11 protein-coding genes and 5 pseudogenes are annotated in these 16,181 nt (G+C 42.5%); 8 read left to right on the top strand and 8 right to left on the bottom strand.

The genetic code is table 11. The features are described 5' to 3' along the window. Positions 1–325 precede the first annotated feature (325 nt). The 3 genes and pseudogenes from IQ211_RS13705 to IQ211_RS19635 form a co-directional block, all read right to left on the bottom strand. Positions 326–541: a hypothetical protein gene (locus IQ211_RS13705; protein WP_189760630.1), complete on the bottom strand. Its 216-nt coding sequence runs from the start codon at positions 539–541 to the stop codon at positions 326–328. Positions 542–830: 289 nt separating this feature from the next. Then, a pseudogene (locus IQ211_RS19630) lies at positions 831–1,294 on the bottom strand (Hcp family type VI secretion system effector); the annotation flags it as partial. Between the two features lie 442 nt (positions 1,295–1,736). Next, a pseudogene (locus tag IQ211_RS19635) lies at positions 1,737–1,886 on the bottom strand (winged helix-turn-helix domain-containing protein); the annotation flags it as partial. On the opposite strand from IQ211_RS19635, the pseudogene IQ211_RS19640 reads away from it, so the two are divergent. Together IQ211_RS19640 and IQ211_RS13720 are read left to right on the top strand one after the other, a co-directional pair. Next, positions 1,883–2,278 (top strand): annotated as a pseudogene (locus tag IQ211_RS19640) (phage portal protein); the annotation flags it as partial. The pseudogenes IQ211_RS19635 and IQ211_RS19640 sit on opposite strands and share 4 nt — an antisense overlap. A gap of 187 nt (positions 2,279–2,465) precedes the next feature. Next, positions 2,466–2,810 (top strand): hypothetical protein, encoded by a 345-nt coding sequence (locus tag IQ211_RS13720; protein ID WP_189760628.1) that lies wholly within the window; start codon positions 2,466–2,468, stop codon positions 2,808–2,810. A gap of 81 nt (positions 2,811–2,891) precedes the next feature. Here the strand turns inward: IQ211_RS13720 and IQ211_RS13725 are convergent. After that, positions 2,892–3,195, bottom strand: a pseudogene (locus IQ211_RS13725) (hypothetical protein). Positions 3,196–3,317: 122 nt separating this feature from the next. On the opposite strand from IQ211_RS13725, the gene IQ211_RS13730 reads away from it, so the two are divergent. Both IQ211_RS13730 and IQ211_RS13735 read left to right on the top strand, forming a co-directional pair. Beyond that, on the top strand, positions 3,318–3,551 hold the full coding sequence (locus IQ211_RS13730; protein ID WP_189760627.1) for a phage holin family protein: 234 nt from the start codon (positions 3,318–3,320) through the stop codon (positions 3,549–3,551). Then, positions 3,523–3,771 (top strand): annotated as a pseudogene (locus tag IQ211_RS13735) (IS1 family transposase); the annotation flags it as partial. The gene IQ211_RS13730 and the pseudogene IQ211_RS13735, both read left to right, overlap by 29 nt. A gap of 74 nt (positions 3,772–3,845) precedes the next feature. Here IQ211_RS13735 and putP read toward each other — a convergent pair. Beyond that, complete coding sequence (putP, locus tag IQ211_RS13740) at positions 3,846–5,330, bottom strand: sodium/proline symporter PutP (protein ID WP_189760626.1); 1,485 nt, start codon at positions 5,328–5,330, stop codon at positions 3,846–3,848. Between the two features lie 517 nt (positions 5,331–5,847). Here putP and putA point away from each other — a divergent pair. Continuing rightward, positions 5,848–9,828 (top strand): trifunctional transcriptional regulator/proline dehydrogenase/L-glutamate gamma-semialdehyde dehydrogenase, encoded by a 3,981-nt coding sequence (gene putA / locus IQ211_RS13745; protein WP_189760625.1) that lies wholly within the window; start codon positions 5,848–5,850, stop codon positions 9,826–9,828. 307 nt (positions 9,829–10,135) lie between these two features. On the opposite strand, the gene fliZ is transcribed toward putA, so the two are convergent. The 3 genes from fliZ to IQ211_RS13760 form a co-directional block, all read right to left on the bottom strand. Then, positions 10,136–10,648, bottom strand: a complete 513-nt coding sequence (gene fliZ, locus IQ211_RS13750) for a flagella biosynthesis regulatory protein FliZ (RefSeq protein WP_189760624.1) — start codon at positions 10,646–10,648, stop codon at positions 10,136–10,138. 53 nt (positions 10,649–10,701) lie between these two features. Beyond that, complete coding sequence (locus IQ211_RS13755; protein WP_099116287.1) at positions 10,702–11,424, bottom strand: RNA polymerase sigma factor FliA; 723 nt, start codon at positions 11,422–11,424, stop codon at positions 10,702–10,704. Positions 11,425–11,698: 274 nt separating this feature from the next. Next, complete coding sequence (locus IQ211_RS13760; protein ID WP_189760623.1) at positions 11,699–12,769, bottom strand: FliC/FljB family flagellin; 1,071 nt, start codon at positions 12,767–12,769, stop codon at positions 11,699–11,701. Between the two features lie 275 nt (positions 12,770–13,044). Between IQ211_RS13760 and fliD the strand changes: the two genes are divergently transcribed. The 3 genes from fliD to fliT are packed head-to-tail and all read left to right on the top strand — an operon-like array spanning position 13,045 to position 15,306. Next, positions 13,045–14,508, top strand: a complete 1,464-nt coding sequence (gene fliD / locus IQ211_RS13765) for a flagellar filament capping protein FliD (RefSeq protein ID WP_189760622.1) — start codon at positions 13,045–13,047, stop codon at positions 14,506–14,508. Between the two features lie 13 nt (positions 14,509–14,521). Continuing rightward, a complete protein-coding gene (fliS, locus tag IQ211_RS13770) occupies positions 14,522–14,932 on the top strand; it encodes a flagellar export chaperone FliS (RefSeq protein ID WP_189760621.1) in 411 nt (136 codons plus the stop codon). Continuing rightward, complete coding sequence (fliT, locus tag IQ211_RS13775) at positions 14,932–15,306, top strand: flagella biosynthesis regulatory protein FliT (RefSeq protein ID WP_189760620.1); 375 nt, start codon at positions 14,932–14,934, stop codon at positions 15,304–15,306. The genes fliS and fliT overlap by 1 nt, the downstream gene beginning before the upstream one ends. The last annotated feature ends 875 nt before the right edge of the window (positions 15,307–16,181 follow it).

Raw genomic sequence — 16,181 nt, forward strand, 5'->3', positions numbered from 1 at the left:
AGGGAATATTTATGCCGGAATGCTTTCAAAACACCGCAAAGAAAATCATGTAAAAACAAAACATTGGAGGCGTGTTTTGAAAGGCTTAATTCTTAAGATCCGGTATATGAAAGTTATTATCTCATTGATATTACTATGGGAAAAAACACTTATATTATCAAAAATTTTCTCATAGCCTGCTTTCTCAAACCATTCGATTAATTTCCCCCACATTGTAACTCCAGCTGTTTCAGCTTCAACTTGATTATAGCTAAAAATAGCATTTTCTGAGTCTCTTAAGCTCGCTAATGTTATCCAATCTAAACCTGAAATTGTTGGTTCTCCATTATATTTGCATAATATACATGACTGAAAGATCATCATCTTTTTCCTGAGTAGTATGTTTTTGAGTTTCATAATTACTCTGTAATTGCGCTTTTTCAACATCCAATAATATATGATGATTTCCTTTTGCATCCTGACGAAAAATAATTAAATCATAAAGTAAGTTTTCAACAAGTACATTCGATTTAATTTGAGTGTAAACGGCATAAGTTGGCATGGTATTAATCCTTTAAAATATGAAATTCAAGTTTATTTTTGTCATCAGTGAGATGCCATTGAGTAAGACCTTGTTTATCAGTCTTCCCTTCTTTTATCTGACCATCCGGTAAACAAACCCGATACTTACGCTCGATTAAAAGATTGCCCTCATCATCAACACAACGGTAGCAGGCATGATGTTTAGCCGGTTTCTCCGGAGTTTCTTCAATTAACGGCTTCTTAATAGGTAGGATATTCGAAAATCCAGATAATAGCGGCCTACCTTCTTCACGCCCGGATAATTGGGTAATGCTATAACCTGATGTGCCTGCGGTTAGATGCCTGCATGAAATCGACTTATAATCAATCTGTACCGTTTCATACGGTATCTGATCATTGCTGTTTATCGAATGAGGGTAATGACAGGAAAAATCAACGATGGTTGCACCTGTCAGCTTAATTTCATAAAAGACTTCTAATTGCCCTAACTAGCTGGTTCGGTAACACAGAAAAATGGCTTCCAGCAATTCGTTACCGTCAATTGCCATCGCTAACAGTGGTGAGGATTTATCTATGGGTTTGGTAAAGCTGACGGGGTGATGATGTGCGTTCTGGTTGCGGCTGACGGAATGACTGACACTCAGTACCTGTATTTCATCTTTCCGACCTGCCTGATATGATAGCGGTTGCCTATTGATTCCGGTGTCGAGCATCCGGCTGAAATTAATCCTTGTTTCTTTCCCTTGAGTGACAAGTAAATAATGTGTGACATCTTGTCTCCGTGATCTGACTTCCGAATGAATAAAGCAGAATACAACAAAAATATTTACCTGTTCCAGTTTGAGCGAAAGCAGCAATGAATTTGTGATTAATCTCTATGCTTAAATTAAATCATAGGATTACATTTTTTAAATTGCTGGTAATGTCAAATCAGCTCAATAACTTATTAACCCATCAGAGATACCCCCCTGTAAATCTTTTTCCCCCTCTCAACTATTCACCCTCTGCACATTCCTTCGAAAACCTTGCTGCATCTGGGTTTGCAGCAGTTCACACCATATTCATCAACTGTATCACCTGTACACCCTTTTAAATGGTGTAGAGTATGTATATTTGGTGCACAGTTAAAAGATAACTATACACCTGTTATTTTCCTTGAAATACAGTCAGATAATTAAATAGGTGCATAGTGTGTATACTTCAATGCAAAAGTTTTATCGCGCGGACTCAAAGCCATGGCGCTCAGGTACAGACGGCTGCCATTCTTCTGCTTCTGCTGATAATTCAACACAATACGAGTAACCTTTCTTGGTGCGTACTTTCCGATATTCCTTGCGGTACTCCAGCATAATTTTAGGTAGCGATCCCATCCGTTCTGCTGAATGAAGCCTCGACGCTGTTCCGCCGTAAATATTACCTCAATGGCTCGCACGCGGGGTACATTCTCTATATCAGTGATGCTGCACAGAAAACCGATGATGTGGATAAAATTCGTGAAGCCCTGAAAAGTAGTAAAGGCCCCGGCAACTTTCGCAATTTGTTTTTGTATGGCCCAGGCGGCAAGAAAGACGGCATTCAAACTATCCCCTTGTCCGAAGCCGCGGCGAAAGATGAATTCTTGCATATCAAGAACGTGAGCCGTGATGACATGTTGGCGGTTCATCGTGTACCACCACAAATCATGGGGATCATTCCTGAGAATACAGACGGCTTTGGGAATGTGGAGAAAGCGGCCAAGGTGTTTGTGTGTAACGAATGACTGCCACTGCAAGGGATCTTTCGAAGCCCGCCGATACTGGCGCTTTGCGGGGTATGAAATCTTCATTTGATCTTGCGGATTTTGACAGGAAATGGCAGGCTTTATGCGAGAAAATATCACTGGGTTTTTATTCGAAAACGGAAACGACTTAGCGGATATGTCATGATAGTTTGCAGGAGTTTTTATGGCTCAATTACCTACATCCAATGCGTATGTTAATGCTTTTATTACATCCGAAAGAAGACATTTAGCCGGGTGGCGCAGAAGCATTAATCCCAATGTGAACGTTATATTTCTTGATGATATGCTGCAACAAAACGGCGCTTATTTATCATTAAATTATGATAATGATTACCATTTAACAGCACTCACTTATCATCCTGCATCCCCTGCAAACGGGGTATTAGTCTTATTTCGAAACAACTTATGGCACGATCTTGCGTTCAATCAGATACATTCTAGATATATAAAAGTTGCTGTCAGACGCATTATGCGATATTGGACGCCCAGTCATTGGCGAGGGTTTTAATGCATATTTCAATCTCGTTATATCGCTACATAATGACGGTATTGAACACTATTTCGTGACATGTCACAACTTCACCTCATGTCAACCCAGCGTAACCCAACATGAGGCATCGTCGGAAAAGCAGCATTCAAAAATCGCAAGCGCATCACCGCACTTGCCACGCTGCTGCGTTGCCAGCGCCTTCTGTTTCTGCTGCACTTCGGCATCATCTTTGCGGATCAGCAAGGTAAGGTATTCAACCACATCATAGGGATCGCGTCCCGGTCTTCTCAATGCACAATTGCGTTTCAGCATATCCAGTTCCTGATTATCGAACAGCAATTCTATTTTGTTCCTGCTGGCGTTGACGTTGGGCTGCTTTGCGTTCTGCGGGGGATCTAGCCATTATGTCTTCTCCCTGATTACCAGGTGGATGTGGCAAACGACACAAAAACAGCTCTTCAAACTCTTTTTCTGACCAACTCCCACGAAGCTGTTCCTCACTCAATCGGCTTTCTGGCACCTCAAATGCGTATGGACAAATACACCAGCCCCTCTGCTTACGGATGGGGCGCATTTACTGCAATGCTAGGCGCACTATCATTGAATAACTGGGCGGTCATCATCGGTATTATTTGCACGGTCGGTACATTTGCCGTGAACTGGTACTACAAACATCGGGAATTCAGTAAACATGAGAAAGAGGGAAACCGATTATCGGCGTATCGGGACAAAACTACGGAAAAAATTATACCGATTTAATGTCGTTTTTTGGTGTACGGATAATTTCAGTGCTTACAGCATGTATCGGTAAATAAACACCTCATCGGAAAAACTTTTACACAACGTATTGAGCGTGAAAATCTCACTCTCCGTACCCGAATTAAACGATTAAACCGTAAAAACACTGGGTTACTCAAAGTCAGTTGCAATGCATGATAAAGTCATTGGTACCTTCATTGAACGAAAATATTATATTTAACCCCAATCGACGGATTGAATATATGACCAACAAATCAGCCCCTGAATAATCAGAGGCTTTTTTATTTTATTGGGCTATTTGGTCTTATAATGCGCTTCTGCATCAGCAAAACGCTGTTGTGTTGCCTGACTTGGCGCTTTTCCTAGTAAGCTCACCACAATAATAGCAATCGTCGCGAAGATAAAGCCTGGAATAATTTCATACAGGGAAAACCAGCGGTACTCCATCCAAACCAGTACAGTGATAGCGCCTACCAACATACCAGCCAGCGCACCGTTACGAGTCATACGCTTCCAGAGCACTGACATCAGCACCACAGGGCCAAATGCTGCACCAAATCCTGCCCAGGCATTACTCGCCAGTGCCAGCACCTTATTATTCGGGTTAGTTGCAATGACAATTGCGATAGCTGCTACCAGCAGTACCATCATGCGCCCCACCCATACCAATTCTTTCTGGCTCGCCTTGGTACGGATAAATGCTTTATACAGATCTTCCGTTAGTGCACTAGAACAAACCAATAGCTGACAACTTAAGGTGCTCATAACCGCAGCCAATACAGCAGATAACAATATACCCGTGAGCCATGGATTGAACAAAATGGCAGCCAGTTCTATAAAAATGCGCTCACGGTTTTGCGATACAGCAGCAGCCTGTCCTGGATATAGTTCAAAATACGCGATGCCAAAGAAACCCACTGCCACGGTTCCCCCTAAACACAACAGCATCCACGTCATACTAATACGGCGAGCCTTATGAATAGTCTGGTGGGAATCTGCCGCCATAAAACGTGCCAAAATATGCGGTTGGCCAAAATAACCGAAACCCCAGCCCAACAAGGAAATAATGGCAATGATATTCAGCCCCTTGAACATATCCAAGTAAGCCGGATCTTTGGCTTCAATGATATTGATTGCTGTATCAACACCTCCCACTTTAAGCAAGATCAACACCGGCACCAAAATCAAGGCAAAAATCATCAAAGTTGCCTGAACTGTATCCGTCCAGCTCACAGCCAAAAAGCCGCCGAGGAAGGTATAGGCAATTGTCGCCAATGCTCCTAGCCAGATAGCCTTTTCGTAGCTGATGCCGAACGTGTTTTCAAACAATAATCCACCAGCTACAACCCCCGATGCACAATAAATGGTGAAGAAAATCAGAATAACCAGGGCGGAAATAATACGCAGAATTTTACTTCGGTCTTCAAAACGATGGGTAAAATAGTCTGGTAAAGTTAATGCGTTATTATTTATCTCAGTATGCACACGCAATCTGCCCGCTACCCAACGCCAGTTCAAATATGCACCCAGCAAACAACCCAACGCGATCCAACTTTCTGAAATACCAGAGAAAAAGATCACCCCCGGTAACCCCATCAATAACCAGCCACTCATATCAGAAGCGCCAGCAGATAATGCGGTTACCACACTACCTAATTTCCGTCCACCCAATATGTAATCATCAAAATTCTTGGTGGAACGATAAGCCGCAAAACCTATCAACAACATCCCTGCGATATAGATAATGAAGGTAATGAGCATTGGTGAATTTACTGTCATGCAGGTTCTTCTCCATAGTGTTTTTATAAATTATGTCTCTGCAAATGAGTTATTTGCGTAAATAATGTCATCTATGCTTGATGTACCTTTAAGTGATACCTCATCTTCTTTACCAGGCTGTAACAAGTTGTACCTGGAGACGCCATTAGTTTTCATATGTACTATTTATGCTTGTAATTATTCTAAAATTACATTCTATCCTAATTTAGCTAAAACATTTTTAACAACTAATTAACTGCATTTTTATAAAAAACGTTTGCTAAATCACATTTATCACTCCAGAAGTTGTACCTGAAATTGAATAACTGGTTATACCAAAAATTTGCACGATAAAAATAAAGTTAATAACTATCAATAACATACATAAAAATCAATAATAAGTTTCTCTGAAAAAATAATGAAAACAAGATTAATTTCACAAATTTAGAATAACTGCTTTTAACAAAGTTGCACAAAGTTGCAACATGAAAGATATTGTTATGTAACTTGTTATAGTCTTACCTATTAAGGAGTGAAAATGGGTAGTACCACTATGGGTGTAAAGCTCGATGAAGCAACGCGTAATCGAATCAAAGCCGCAGCACAACGAATTGAACGCACACCACACTGGCTAATTAAGCAAGCCATTTTTAATTATCTTGAACGTCTGGAAAATGAGGGAAAGCTCCCAGAAATATCAGCAGGTCAGGATAACAAAGAAGAAATGATTTCCGAAGTAGAATCACAGATTGAGGCGCCTTATCAACCATTTCTGGATTTTGCCGAACATATTTTGCCCCAATCGGTGAAACGTTCTGCAATTACTGCGGCCTATCGCCTCCCTGAAACTCAAGCGGTTCCTATGCTGCTGCAACGCGCACAGCTATCAGAGGAACAAGCGAAGGTAGCTCATAAACTCGCTTATTCTATTGCCGAAAAGCTGCGTCAACAAAAACAGGGTATTGGCCGCTCAGGTTTGGTTCAGGGATTACTGCAAGAGTTTTCACTTTCTTCACAAGAAGGTGTGGCATTGATGTGCCTCGCCGAAGCCTTGTTACGTATCCCCGACAAAGCCACCCGTGATGCCTTGATCCGCGATAAAATCAGCAACGGCAACTGGCACTCTCATTTAGGCCAAAGCCCCTCCATGTTTGTCAATGCGGCAACGTGGGGGTTGTTGTTCACTGGTAAGCTGGTGTCCACCCATAATGAAGCCAAGTTATCCAAATCCTTAAACCGTATTATCAGCAAAAGCGGCGAGCCGCTGGTACGCAAGGGTGTGGATATGGCGATGCGCCTGATGGGTGAGCAATTTGTGACGGGAGAAACCATTGCCCAAGCTCTTGCTAATGCGCGCAAGTTGGAGGAAAAAGGCTTCCGTTATTCTTATGACATGCTCGGCGAAGCCGCATTAACCGAAGAAGATGCGCAAGCCTATATGGTTTCCTATCAGCAAGCGATCCACGCCATTGGCAAGGCATCAAATGGCCGTGGTATTTATGAGGGGCCAGGCATTTCCATCAAACTTTCTGCCCTGCACCCGCGTTACAGCCGTGCTCAATACGAACGTGTTATTGAGGAACTCTATCCTCGCCTGCTTTCCCTAACCTTACAGGCTCGCCAATACGATATCGGTATCAATATTGATGCTGAGGAAGCCGATCGTCTGGAAATCTCCCTCGATTTGCTGGAGAAATTGTGTTTCGAGCCAAAATTGGAAGGCTGGAACGGTATTGGTTTTGTCATTCAGGCTTACCAGAAACGCTGTCCTTTCGTCATTGACAGCATTATTGATTTGGCACAACGCAGTCGTCACAGATTGATGATCCGGCTGGTGAAAGGGGCTTATTGGGATAGTGAAATTAAACGTGCTCAAATCGATGGTCTGGAAGATTATCCGGTCTATACCCGCAAGGTCTATACCGACGTTTCTTACCTTGCCTGTGCCCGCAAACTGCTCGCTGTCCCTAATCTGATCTATCCACAATTTGCTACCCATAACGCACATACCTTATCCGCCATTTATCACCTGGCCGGGCAAAACTATTATCCGGGACAATATGAATTCCAATGTCTGCATGGCATGGGGGAGCCGCTTTATGAGCATGTTGTTGGCAAAATCTCAGAAGGTAAACTCAATCGTCCATGCCGTATTTACGCCCCTGTAGGCACACACGAAACACTACTGGCCTATTTGGTGCGCCGTTTGTTGGAAAATGGGGCTAATACGTCGTTTGTTAACCGTATTGCTGATACATCACTACCGATTGATGGACTGGTCTCTGATCCGGTAAAAATTGTACAGGAATTAGCCCAAACCGAAGGGCAAATCGGCCTGCCGCATCCCAAAATCCCTCTGCCACGTGATTTATACGGCAAAAACCGTGTTAATTCATTGGGATTAGATCTCTCCAATGAACATCGTTTAGCTTCTCTTTCCAGCGCCCTGCTCAGTTCTTCAATGGAAACGTGGAACAGCGAACCCTTGTTAGGTGGTGATTACCAACCGACAGGAGAACTGCCTGCAACTAAGCCGGTGAATAATCCCGCCATAAATTCCGACATTGTGGGTTATGTTCGTGAAGCCACTGAACAAGAAGTCAGCCACGCGCTGGATGTGGCTACCGATGCCGGCGCAATTTGGTTTGCCACTCCCCCTTCAGAACGGGCCGCAATTTTAGTGCGTGCAGCGGAGTTGATGGAAAATGACCTGCAATCTTTACTCGGCATTCTGGTTCGTGAAGCGGGTAAAACATTCAACAATGCAATTGCCGAAGTACGTGAAGCCGTAGATTTTCTCCATTATTACGCGAGTCAGGTTCGCCAAGATTTCGCTAATGATACCCACCGCCCACTGGGACCTGTTGTGTGTATCAGCCCGTGGAACTTCCCGCTGGCAATTTTCACCGGCCAAATCGCCGCTGCATTGGCAGCAGGTAATAGTGTTCTGGCAAAACCCGCAGAGCAAACGCCACTTATTGCTGCCGTTGCGGTAAAAATATTGCACCAAGCGGGCATTCCTCGCGATGTGCTGCAATTACTGCCCGGACAAGGGGAAACGGTGGGAGCGTTGCTGGTTGGTGATGAACGTGTACGCGGTGTGATGTTTACCGGCTCTACCGCAGTTGCCAGCTTGTTACAACGCAATATTGCTGGCCGTCTTGATGCACAAGGGCGCCCGACACCGTTAATCGCAGAAACCGGTGGTCTGAATGCCATGATCGTCGATTCTTCCGCTTTGACCGAGCAAGTTGTTACCGATGTCATTGCTTCTGCTTTTGACAGTGCAGGCCAGCGCTGTTCAGCCCTGCGTATCCTGTGCGTTCAGGAAGATGTCGCTGAAAGGACTATCGCTATGCTGAAAGGGGCGATGGCTGAATGCCGGATGGGTAATACTGAGCACTTATTCACAGATATTGGCCCTGTCATTGATGCAGAAGCAAAAGCGGGTATCGAACGTCATATCCAAACCATGCGTAGCAAAGGTCGGACGATTTATCAGGCGGCATATGAAAATGCCACCGATAGCCAGGAGTGGTCACAAGGCACTTTCGTCAAACCAACGCTTATCGAGTTGGAAAGCTTCGACGAATTAAAAAAAGAAATTTTCGGGCCAGTCCTGCATGTTGTCCGTTTTAAACGTAATGAGTTGGATAAACTGCTGGATCAGATCAACGCTACGGGTTATGGCTTGACGCTGGGGATCCACACTCGTATCGATGAAACCATCTCCCAAGTCACAGGCAAAGCAAAAGTCGGCAACATCTATGTCAACCGCAATATGGTTGGTGCCGTCGTTGGCGTGCAGCCATTTGGTGGCGAAGGTTTATCAGGCACAGGGCCAAAAGCCGGTGGGCCACTGTATTTGTATCGCTTACTGTCACAACGCCCTCTCAACGCCGCCAGCCAAACCCTGGAGCGACAGGATACAGAGTATGAACTTGATGCCAAAGCCCGTGTTGATCTGCACACGCCTCTCTACAAACTGGCAGATTGGGCAACCGAACAAAATAATGAAGCATTAGCCCAGGTGATTCAGGAATACAGTTCACTGGCACAAGGTGGAACAATACGCTTATTACCAGGACCAACCGGAGAGCGTAATACTTATACCCTATTACCACGTGGTTATGTTCTTTGCCTTGCAGACAACGAACAAGATGCATTGGTGCAATTAGCCGCAGTACTCTCTGTCGGTTGTCAGGCTCTTTGGGAGAAAGATGAACTGCATCAAGGGCTACAACGCCAGTTACCGAATGAAATTCATCCGCATATCCATTGGGTTAACGATTGGCAGCATGAAGAAACAGCGATGGCAGCGGTTATTTATCATGGCGATTGCGATCAATTGCGCCGAGTATGTGAAGTGATTGCCCAACGTAAAGGACCGATTATCTCCGTACAGGGTTTTGCCCGTGGTGAAACTAATTTGCTGCTAGAGCGCTTACTGCATGAACGTTCATTAAGTGTTAATACGGCAGCAGCAGGCGGTAATGCGAGCTTGATGACAATTGGTTAATATCATTCGGGTAGCGTGATTTTTTTGTTGGAGCATTTATTTAGTAATTAAAATAATTGGCTAAATTAAATGGTTATACGCATTAAATTTCAAGTTGCAATTTATAACACGATATGAAACCTGATTTCTCCCCGCTTTGCGGGGAGAAATCACACGCATCTTAAATTTAGATTGGTATACAAGTCTCTTAATTTAAGGTAGTTAATTAAAATTAATTTATTATAAATACATAGAGGGGAATGCGATTACTACGCATTCCCCTCTGAAATCGTTTCAATTTGACAACATTATCTATCGGTATAATTAATCAATGACCGTTCTGTTGCCAACTCAGATATTGTTCATATTTACGCAGTGCAATATTGTAATTGCTGAAAGCAGATTGGGATAATTTTTCGCTGAGTTTTTCCTGAATTTTTTCTGTGGTAAATTCACTGGTCGGATAATTACTTGAAGTCAGCAATTCATCCAAACGCCTTAAACGAACCACATACTCACGCACAGTACTGTGACTCATCTCCGTTTGCTCAAACAGATACTGTTTAAATGACATAATGTCGAAATAATCAGTCTGGCTATTGCAATAAATCTCACTACAAAAGCGGCACAACGCCACGAATTTACCCTGCAACTCATTCCAGGTTTTGTCATCCACCAACTCAGTCATCTCAGAAATCGCTTCTTTATTGATGACCTGACCGTTAAAAACCAGCGAAATACGGTCAAGGGTTTTATGACAGTGCAGACAATGAGTCTGGCTGTGTTTATAATCTTTGATATAACGGCTAAGAGGCCGTTTCTTTTGTGTTGTAATAGACATAAGAGATAAAGCCCTGTGTATAGTCTTAACAAAAAAAACAAACAAGCAAAAAGTTACTTCTCTGGATTCAAGCGCGCCCTCAACCTTTTTATTGCCTGGCTGTGAAGCTGACTTACGCGGGATTCTCCCACATTAAGCACCGCGCCGATCTCTTTAAGATTCAGTTCTTCCTGATAGTACAACGTAAGAACCATCTTTTCCCGTTCAGGTAACGATTCTATGACCTCGATAACCCGCTGACGAAGATCACCTTCCAGTAATTGTTGCAGAGGGTTTGCCTCATGCTCCTCCTCAATCACTGGCTCACAGCTTTCACCGTGAATTTCGTGCCATTCGTCATAAGAAAACAGTTGACTGTTATTCGTGTCTAACAGTATTTGCCGATATTCTATCAGATTAATCTTTAATTCTTTAGCAACTTCCTGCTCACTGGCTGGACGGCCTAACTCTTGCTCAAGTTTACGGATGGTCTGCGTGACTTCACGTGCGTTACGCCGCACACTACGCGGAGCCCAATCACGGCTCCTCAACTCATCCAACATTGCACCTCTGATGCGCTGTACCGCATAGGTGGTAAAGGCGGTTCCCTGCATGGAATCAAACCGCTCCACTGCATTCAGTAAGCCTATGCCACCGGCCTGAAGTAAGTCATCGAGTTCTACGTTGGCAGGCAACCTGACCTGTAGCCTCAATGCTTCATGGCGAACTAGTGGTACATAGCGCTTCCAGAGGCTATTTTTGTCCATCACGCCTTCGGCGGTATACAAATCGCTCACAACAACAGACACCTTTGGATAAGAGACTGGATACCATTATCCAATCCCCTAATCGGTACAATCGTTGGAACAATGAAGTAAAAGCACTTCTTTTTCACCTATGCGAAATTTTTGCTGTCCGCCCAAATGCATAATCAGTTTCAGGCTGTCCTTGACAATCTTGCTAAAAACACTCACTCAACACTAAAAAATAAGGATCGGCGAACCGATCCTTATTTTATAAGCGTTGTTTATGCAGGTTGCCCTGCATAATTGCCTAACTGGTAAATAAAAATTAACGCAGCAGTTGCATAACAGTTTGTGGAACCTGGTTTGCTTGTGCCAGAACAGAAGTACCCGCCTGTTGCAGGATCTGGCCACGGCTCATATTAGAAACTTCAACCGCATAGTCAGCGTCTTCGATACGGCTGCGAGCAGCGCTCAGGTTGTTAACAGTGTTGTTCAGGTTGTTAACGGTGGATTCCAGACGGTTTTGTATTGCACCCAGAGAACTGCGCAGATCGTCAACTTTAGACAGCGCTGAATCTAAAGTTTTCAGTGGATCAACAGATTTTTCCCCTTTGATTTCAGCTCCAAGAGTAACTGAACCATCTGTGCCTACAGTTGCTTTGTAAAGTTTAGTTTTAGCAGCCGCACCAGTACCTTCTGTAATTTCTGCTACAAATTCACCTTCAATATCTGCCTTACCATCATTGGCTTTAAATACTTCTGCTTTAGACACACCGCCTGTAATTAGAGGTTTAGTATTTACGTCTACATCTGTTTTACCATCTGCAGCTTTAGTTTTTGTATAAGCCGCACCTTTTTTCGCAGAGGAGCCAATATGTAGATTTTCTAAACCCAGTTCTTTACTATCAATTTTTTTCAAGTCGATTTCGATAGTTTCACCATCGTTAGCACCAACCTGAACAGTCATTTTACTGTTTTCTCTCAGTACTTTTACACCGTTGAACTGAGTTTGTTTAGAAACGCGGTCGATTTCATCCATACGTTGTTTAACTTCTTTCTGGAGAGAATCCAAGTCGCTGTTAGAGTTTGTACCATTTTTAGACTGAACGGCCAGTTCACGGATACGTTGCAGGTTGTTATTGATTTCGTTCAGAGCACCTTCGGTAGTCTGAGCAATGGAGATACCGTCGTTAGCGTTACGGGCAGCTTGATTCAGACCTTTAACGTTAGCAGTAAAACGGTTAGCGATCGCTTGACCAGCAGCGTCATCCTTCGCGCTGTTAATACGTAAACCAGAAGACAGACGTTCAATAGCAGTACCCAGAGTACCTTTAGATCTTGTCAGGTTATTTTGCGCCAGCAGAGATGAGTAGTTAGTATTAATGACTGATGCCATAGTGGAGTTCCTTTTAAAATCAAGTCGATATAATTAATTTGAGCCTTTTGCTCACGGTGTGCATCACCGCCAACAGTTTTATCGGCCCCTACAAAAGAACCTTTAATATTTCTTGAAAAAACTTTTTTATTTTTTTCTCACTTTTCCCTGATAACCCAAACAGCGCCTGTTCTCACCAATTATTCCGTCCATCAAAAAAATCATTTTGTCAGTAAACTTTTTGCAAATTAATCCGATAACATCTCCAGTGATGCTTTTTATTAAAAGGAGTCAATATGGCTAGCATTTCCTCCTCGGCAGGAGCCTTATCTGGGTTAGATCCAAATTTACTGGATAAGCTCGAAGCAGGTGAAAGAAAACGTTTACAACCAATAACACAGCAACAAAGCAGCTATAAAGCGAAACTGACCGGTTTCGGTACATTAAAAGGGAGTTTGGAAAAATTAAAGAGTGCATCCGAAGAACTTAAAAAATTCGATAAGCTCAATACCACTAAAGCCAGTGAAGAACATAAGACATTTACCCCAAGTACAGACTCTAAGGCTAGCCCGGGTAACTATGAAATTGAAGTCCAACAACTTGCCAGGGCTCAGTCTTTGCAATCTAAAGTTTTTCCTGACGTAAAAACTCCGTTAGGAGAACAAGGTAAAGGCACCCGTACCCTTATTATTACCCAACCAGGTGAAGAAAAAGCAGATGGGAAAAAAACAGAACCCATGCGCATTTCCCTGAAAGACAGTGCAACATCCCTGATTGAAATCCGCGATGCCATTAATAAACAAGAAGGCAACGTTAATGCCAGCATCATCAAAGCAGAAGATGATAAAAATTATTTAATCCTGACTTCGAAAAAAGCCGGCACAAAATCAGTGATGACGATTGAGGTTCAAGGTGATGATAAGTTAGGTGAGTGGCTGAACTATAAGTCTAACGACAAAGGCAGTGGCACTGGTGCAATGAAACAAGTAGTGGAGCCTGCCAATGCAAAATTAACCATCAATGGCATTAAGATTGAACGCCAGACTAATGAAATAAAAGATGCACCAGAAGGCGTCATCCTGAATCTGAAAAAGGTTTCAGAAACAAAAGAAGTCGAAATCAACGGCAAAACTGAAAAAAGAACAGTACCAGAAACATTGGTGGTTTCTCGTGATATTGAGCCAATGAAAGAGGCGATTAAAAAGTGGGTTGATGCCTATAATGAGCTACAAAACACCTTTAGTTCTTTGACCAAATTCAAGCAAGTTGGAAAAGGTGAGGCGGCGTCAAAAGATAATGGTCCTTTGCTGGGTGACAGTACGTTAAAAGGTATTCAAAGCCAGCTAAGACACCAGCTCGTTGCGGCACAAAATGTTGCTGATATTGCTACTCTAAATAAACTGGGCATCAAACAAAAATTGGATGGTACACTGGAAATCAGCAATGAAAAACTGGAAAAGAAACTCAAGGAGAAACCCGCCGATGTTAAGGCTTTCTTTATGGGTGATGGAGAAAAAACCGGTTTTGCAACCACAACCTATAATTTCTTGAAAAAAACCCTGGATAGTCATGAAGGAACTATCGCAACAGTCACCGAAGGTATCAATAAGAGTCTAAAGACACTGGAAAAACAAGCAGAGCAGACGAATAGAAATATTGAAGCCACAATGCAACGTTATAAAAAACAATTTACCGCGCTGGATAAACTGACCACGTCAATGAATCAGGCAGGTTTATCCCTGGCCCAACTTTTAAGATAATAAAAGGACACTAATGTATCAACGTTCGGCAAGCCAGTTATATGCTCAGGTAGATCTTGAGAGCGAAATTATGAATGCCTCTCCCTATCAGTTGATTCAGATATTGTTCAACGGGGCGCTCAGCGCCCTGCGTCGTGCAATCATTCTGATACAACAAGGGAATATTCCAGAAAAAGGGATAGCTATTTCAAAGGCGATTAATATCATTGATAATGGTCTCAAAGAGGGATTAGATTTCGAGAAAGGCGGCGAGATTGCCCAAAATCTTTTTGCTTTATATGATTATATGGGTCGCCGTTTACTCCATGCCAATTTACGCAATGATGAGAAGGCTATTACCGAAGTGATTGATTTACTTACCGAGATTTCAGATGCTTGGCGGCAAATAGGTCCTCATTACAACGCCAGTCAGGATATTGTTTAATGAAAAATGATACGGATCTTTTGTCAGCTTATCAGCAGATCCTTAGTTTAAGTGAGCAAATGATTGATTTAGCCAGAAATGAAAAGTGGGACGAACTGATTGATATGGAGATCACTTACCTGAAGGCAGTCGAAGTGGTGACTTCATTATCAGAAAATTCAGACGCCCCCATTTCATTACAGCAACAATTGACCAAAATTTTGCAAACTGTCTTGGATAATGAAAAAGAAACTAAGAGATTGTTGCAAAGAAGGTTAAATGAACTCAGCGACCTGATTAAACAGGAAAGTTGTAAGCAACTCTTACATGATACATACGGACAGTTCCCGACTAATAACTATGAAATGGAGTTAATTACGACGGAATCAAAATAGATATCACAGAGGCACCAGTGATTCCATTTAACAATAACTCTGATTAATGGTGTCATTTATTTTTTTTATTTCAGGCGGTGTCAATTCGTCACTATCGTTTTTTTGGTTAATCTAATTCGGCACTTTATTGTATTGATATTTTGCAAACAATCAAGGTATCCTATCTATAATTTTTAACAAAAAATTAACCATTAAATGATAGTGGCGATTCTGATTTCGTGAGGCAATTAACAGGCGATATTATCAACAAATATGATTTTTAATTAAAAGGCGAATAACACAAACAAACTATATAAATAATATCGTTATCATCATGATATTCTCCATTCGAGAAATAGGATTTTCTCAGTATCAATTTTAATTGACAGCTATCCACTGGAAAAAGATAAGTTACCGATAACGTTTGCGGGCTGGGATTAGATAATAAATAATCACCCTCCTCCAGTTGGAAGAATAAATGCCTTGAAATATTTACAACAGATTTTTCGGTGCATTTATGCAACTGACTGAAATAGCCACATCTGAAAGTGATGATTCGGTGTTTAAATTCACCGCTGGGCGAATCCTGTATTTGAGCCATTTAAACTCTTCAATAGCCATATATACCCATCTAACTTCAAGATGCGTGTGATTTCTCCCCGCGAAGCGGGGAGAAATCGGGTTTCATAGCGTGTTGTAAATGGCAACTTGAAGTTTAATGCGTATAAATACCTATAAAAGAAAAAACCACAGTTAAGCAGCGTTGGAAATAAAAACCCGCCGAAGCGCTGAGGGATCCCCACAAAACGGTGCTAATAAATCAAAACCATATTTTGGTAGATTTTGGCGAGGTATTTGAGGAGTTGATTAAGAACTATTTCAAATAATATTAGCGG

This window comes from Xenorhabdus griffiniae (genome assembly GCF_015163655.1).
GTDB lineage: Bacteria > Pseudomonadota > Gammaproteobacteria > Enterobacterales > Enterobacteriaceae > Xenorhabdus > Xenorhabdus griffiniae.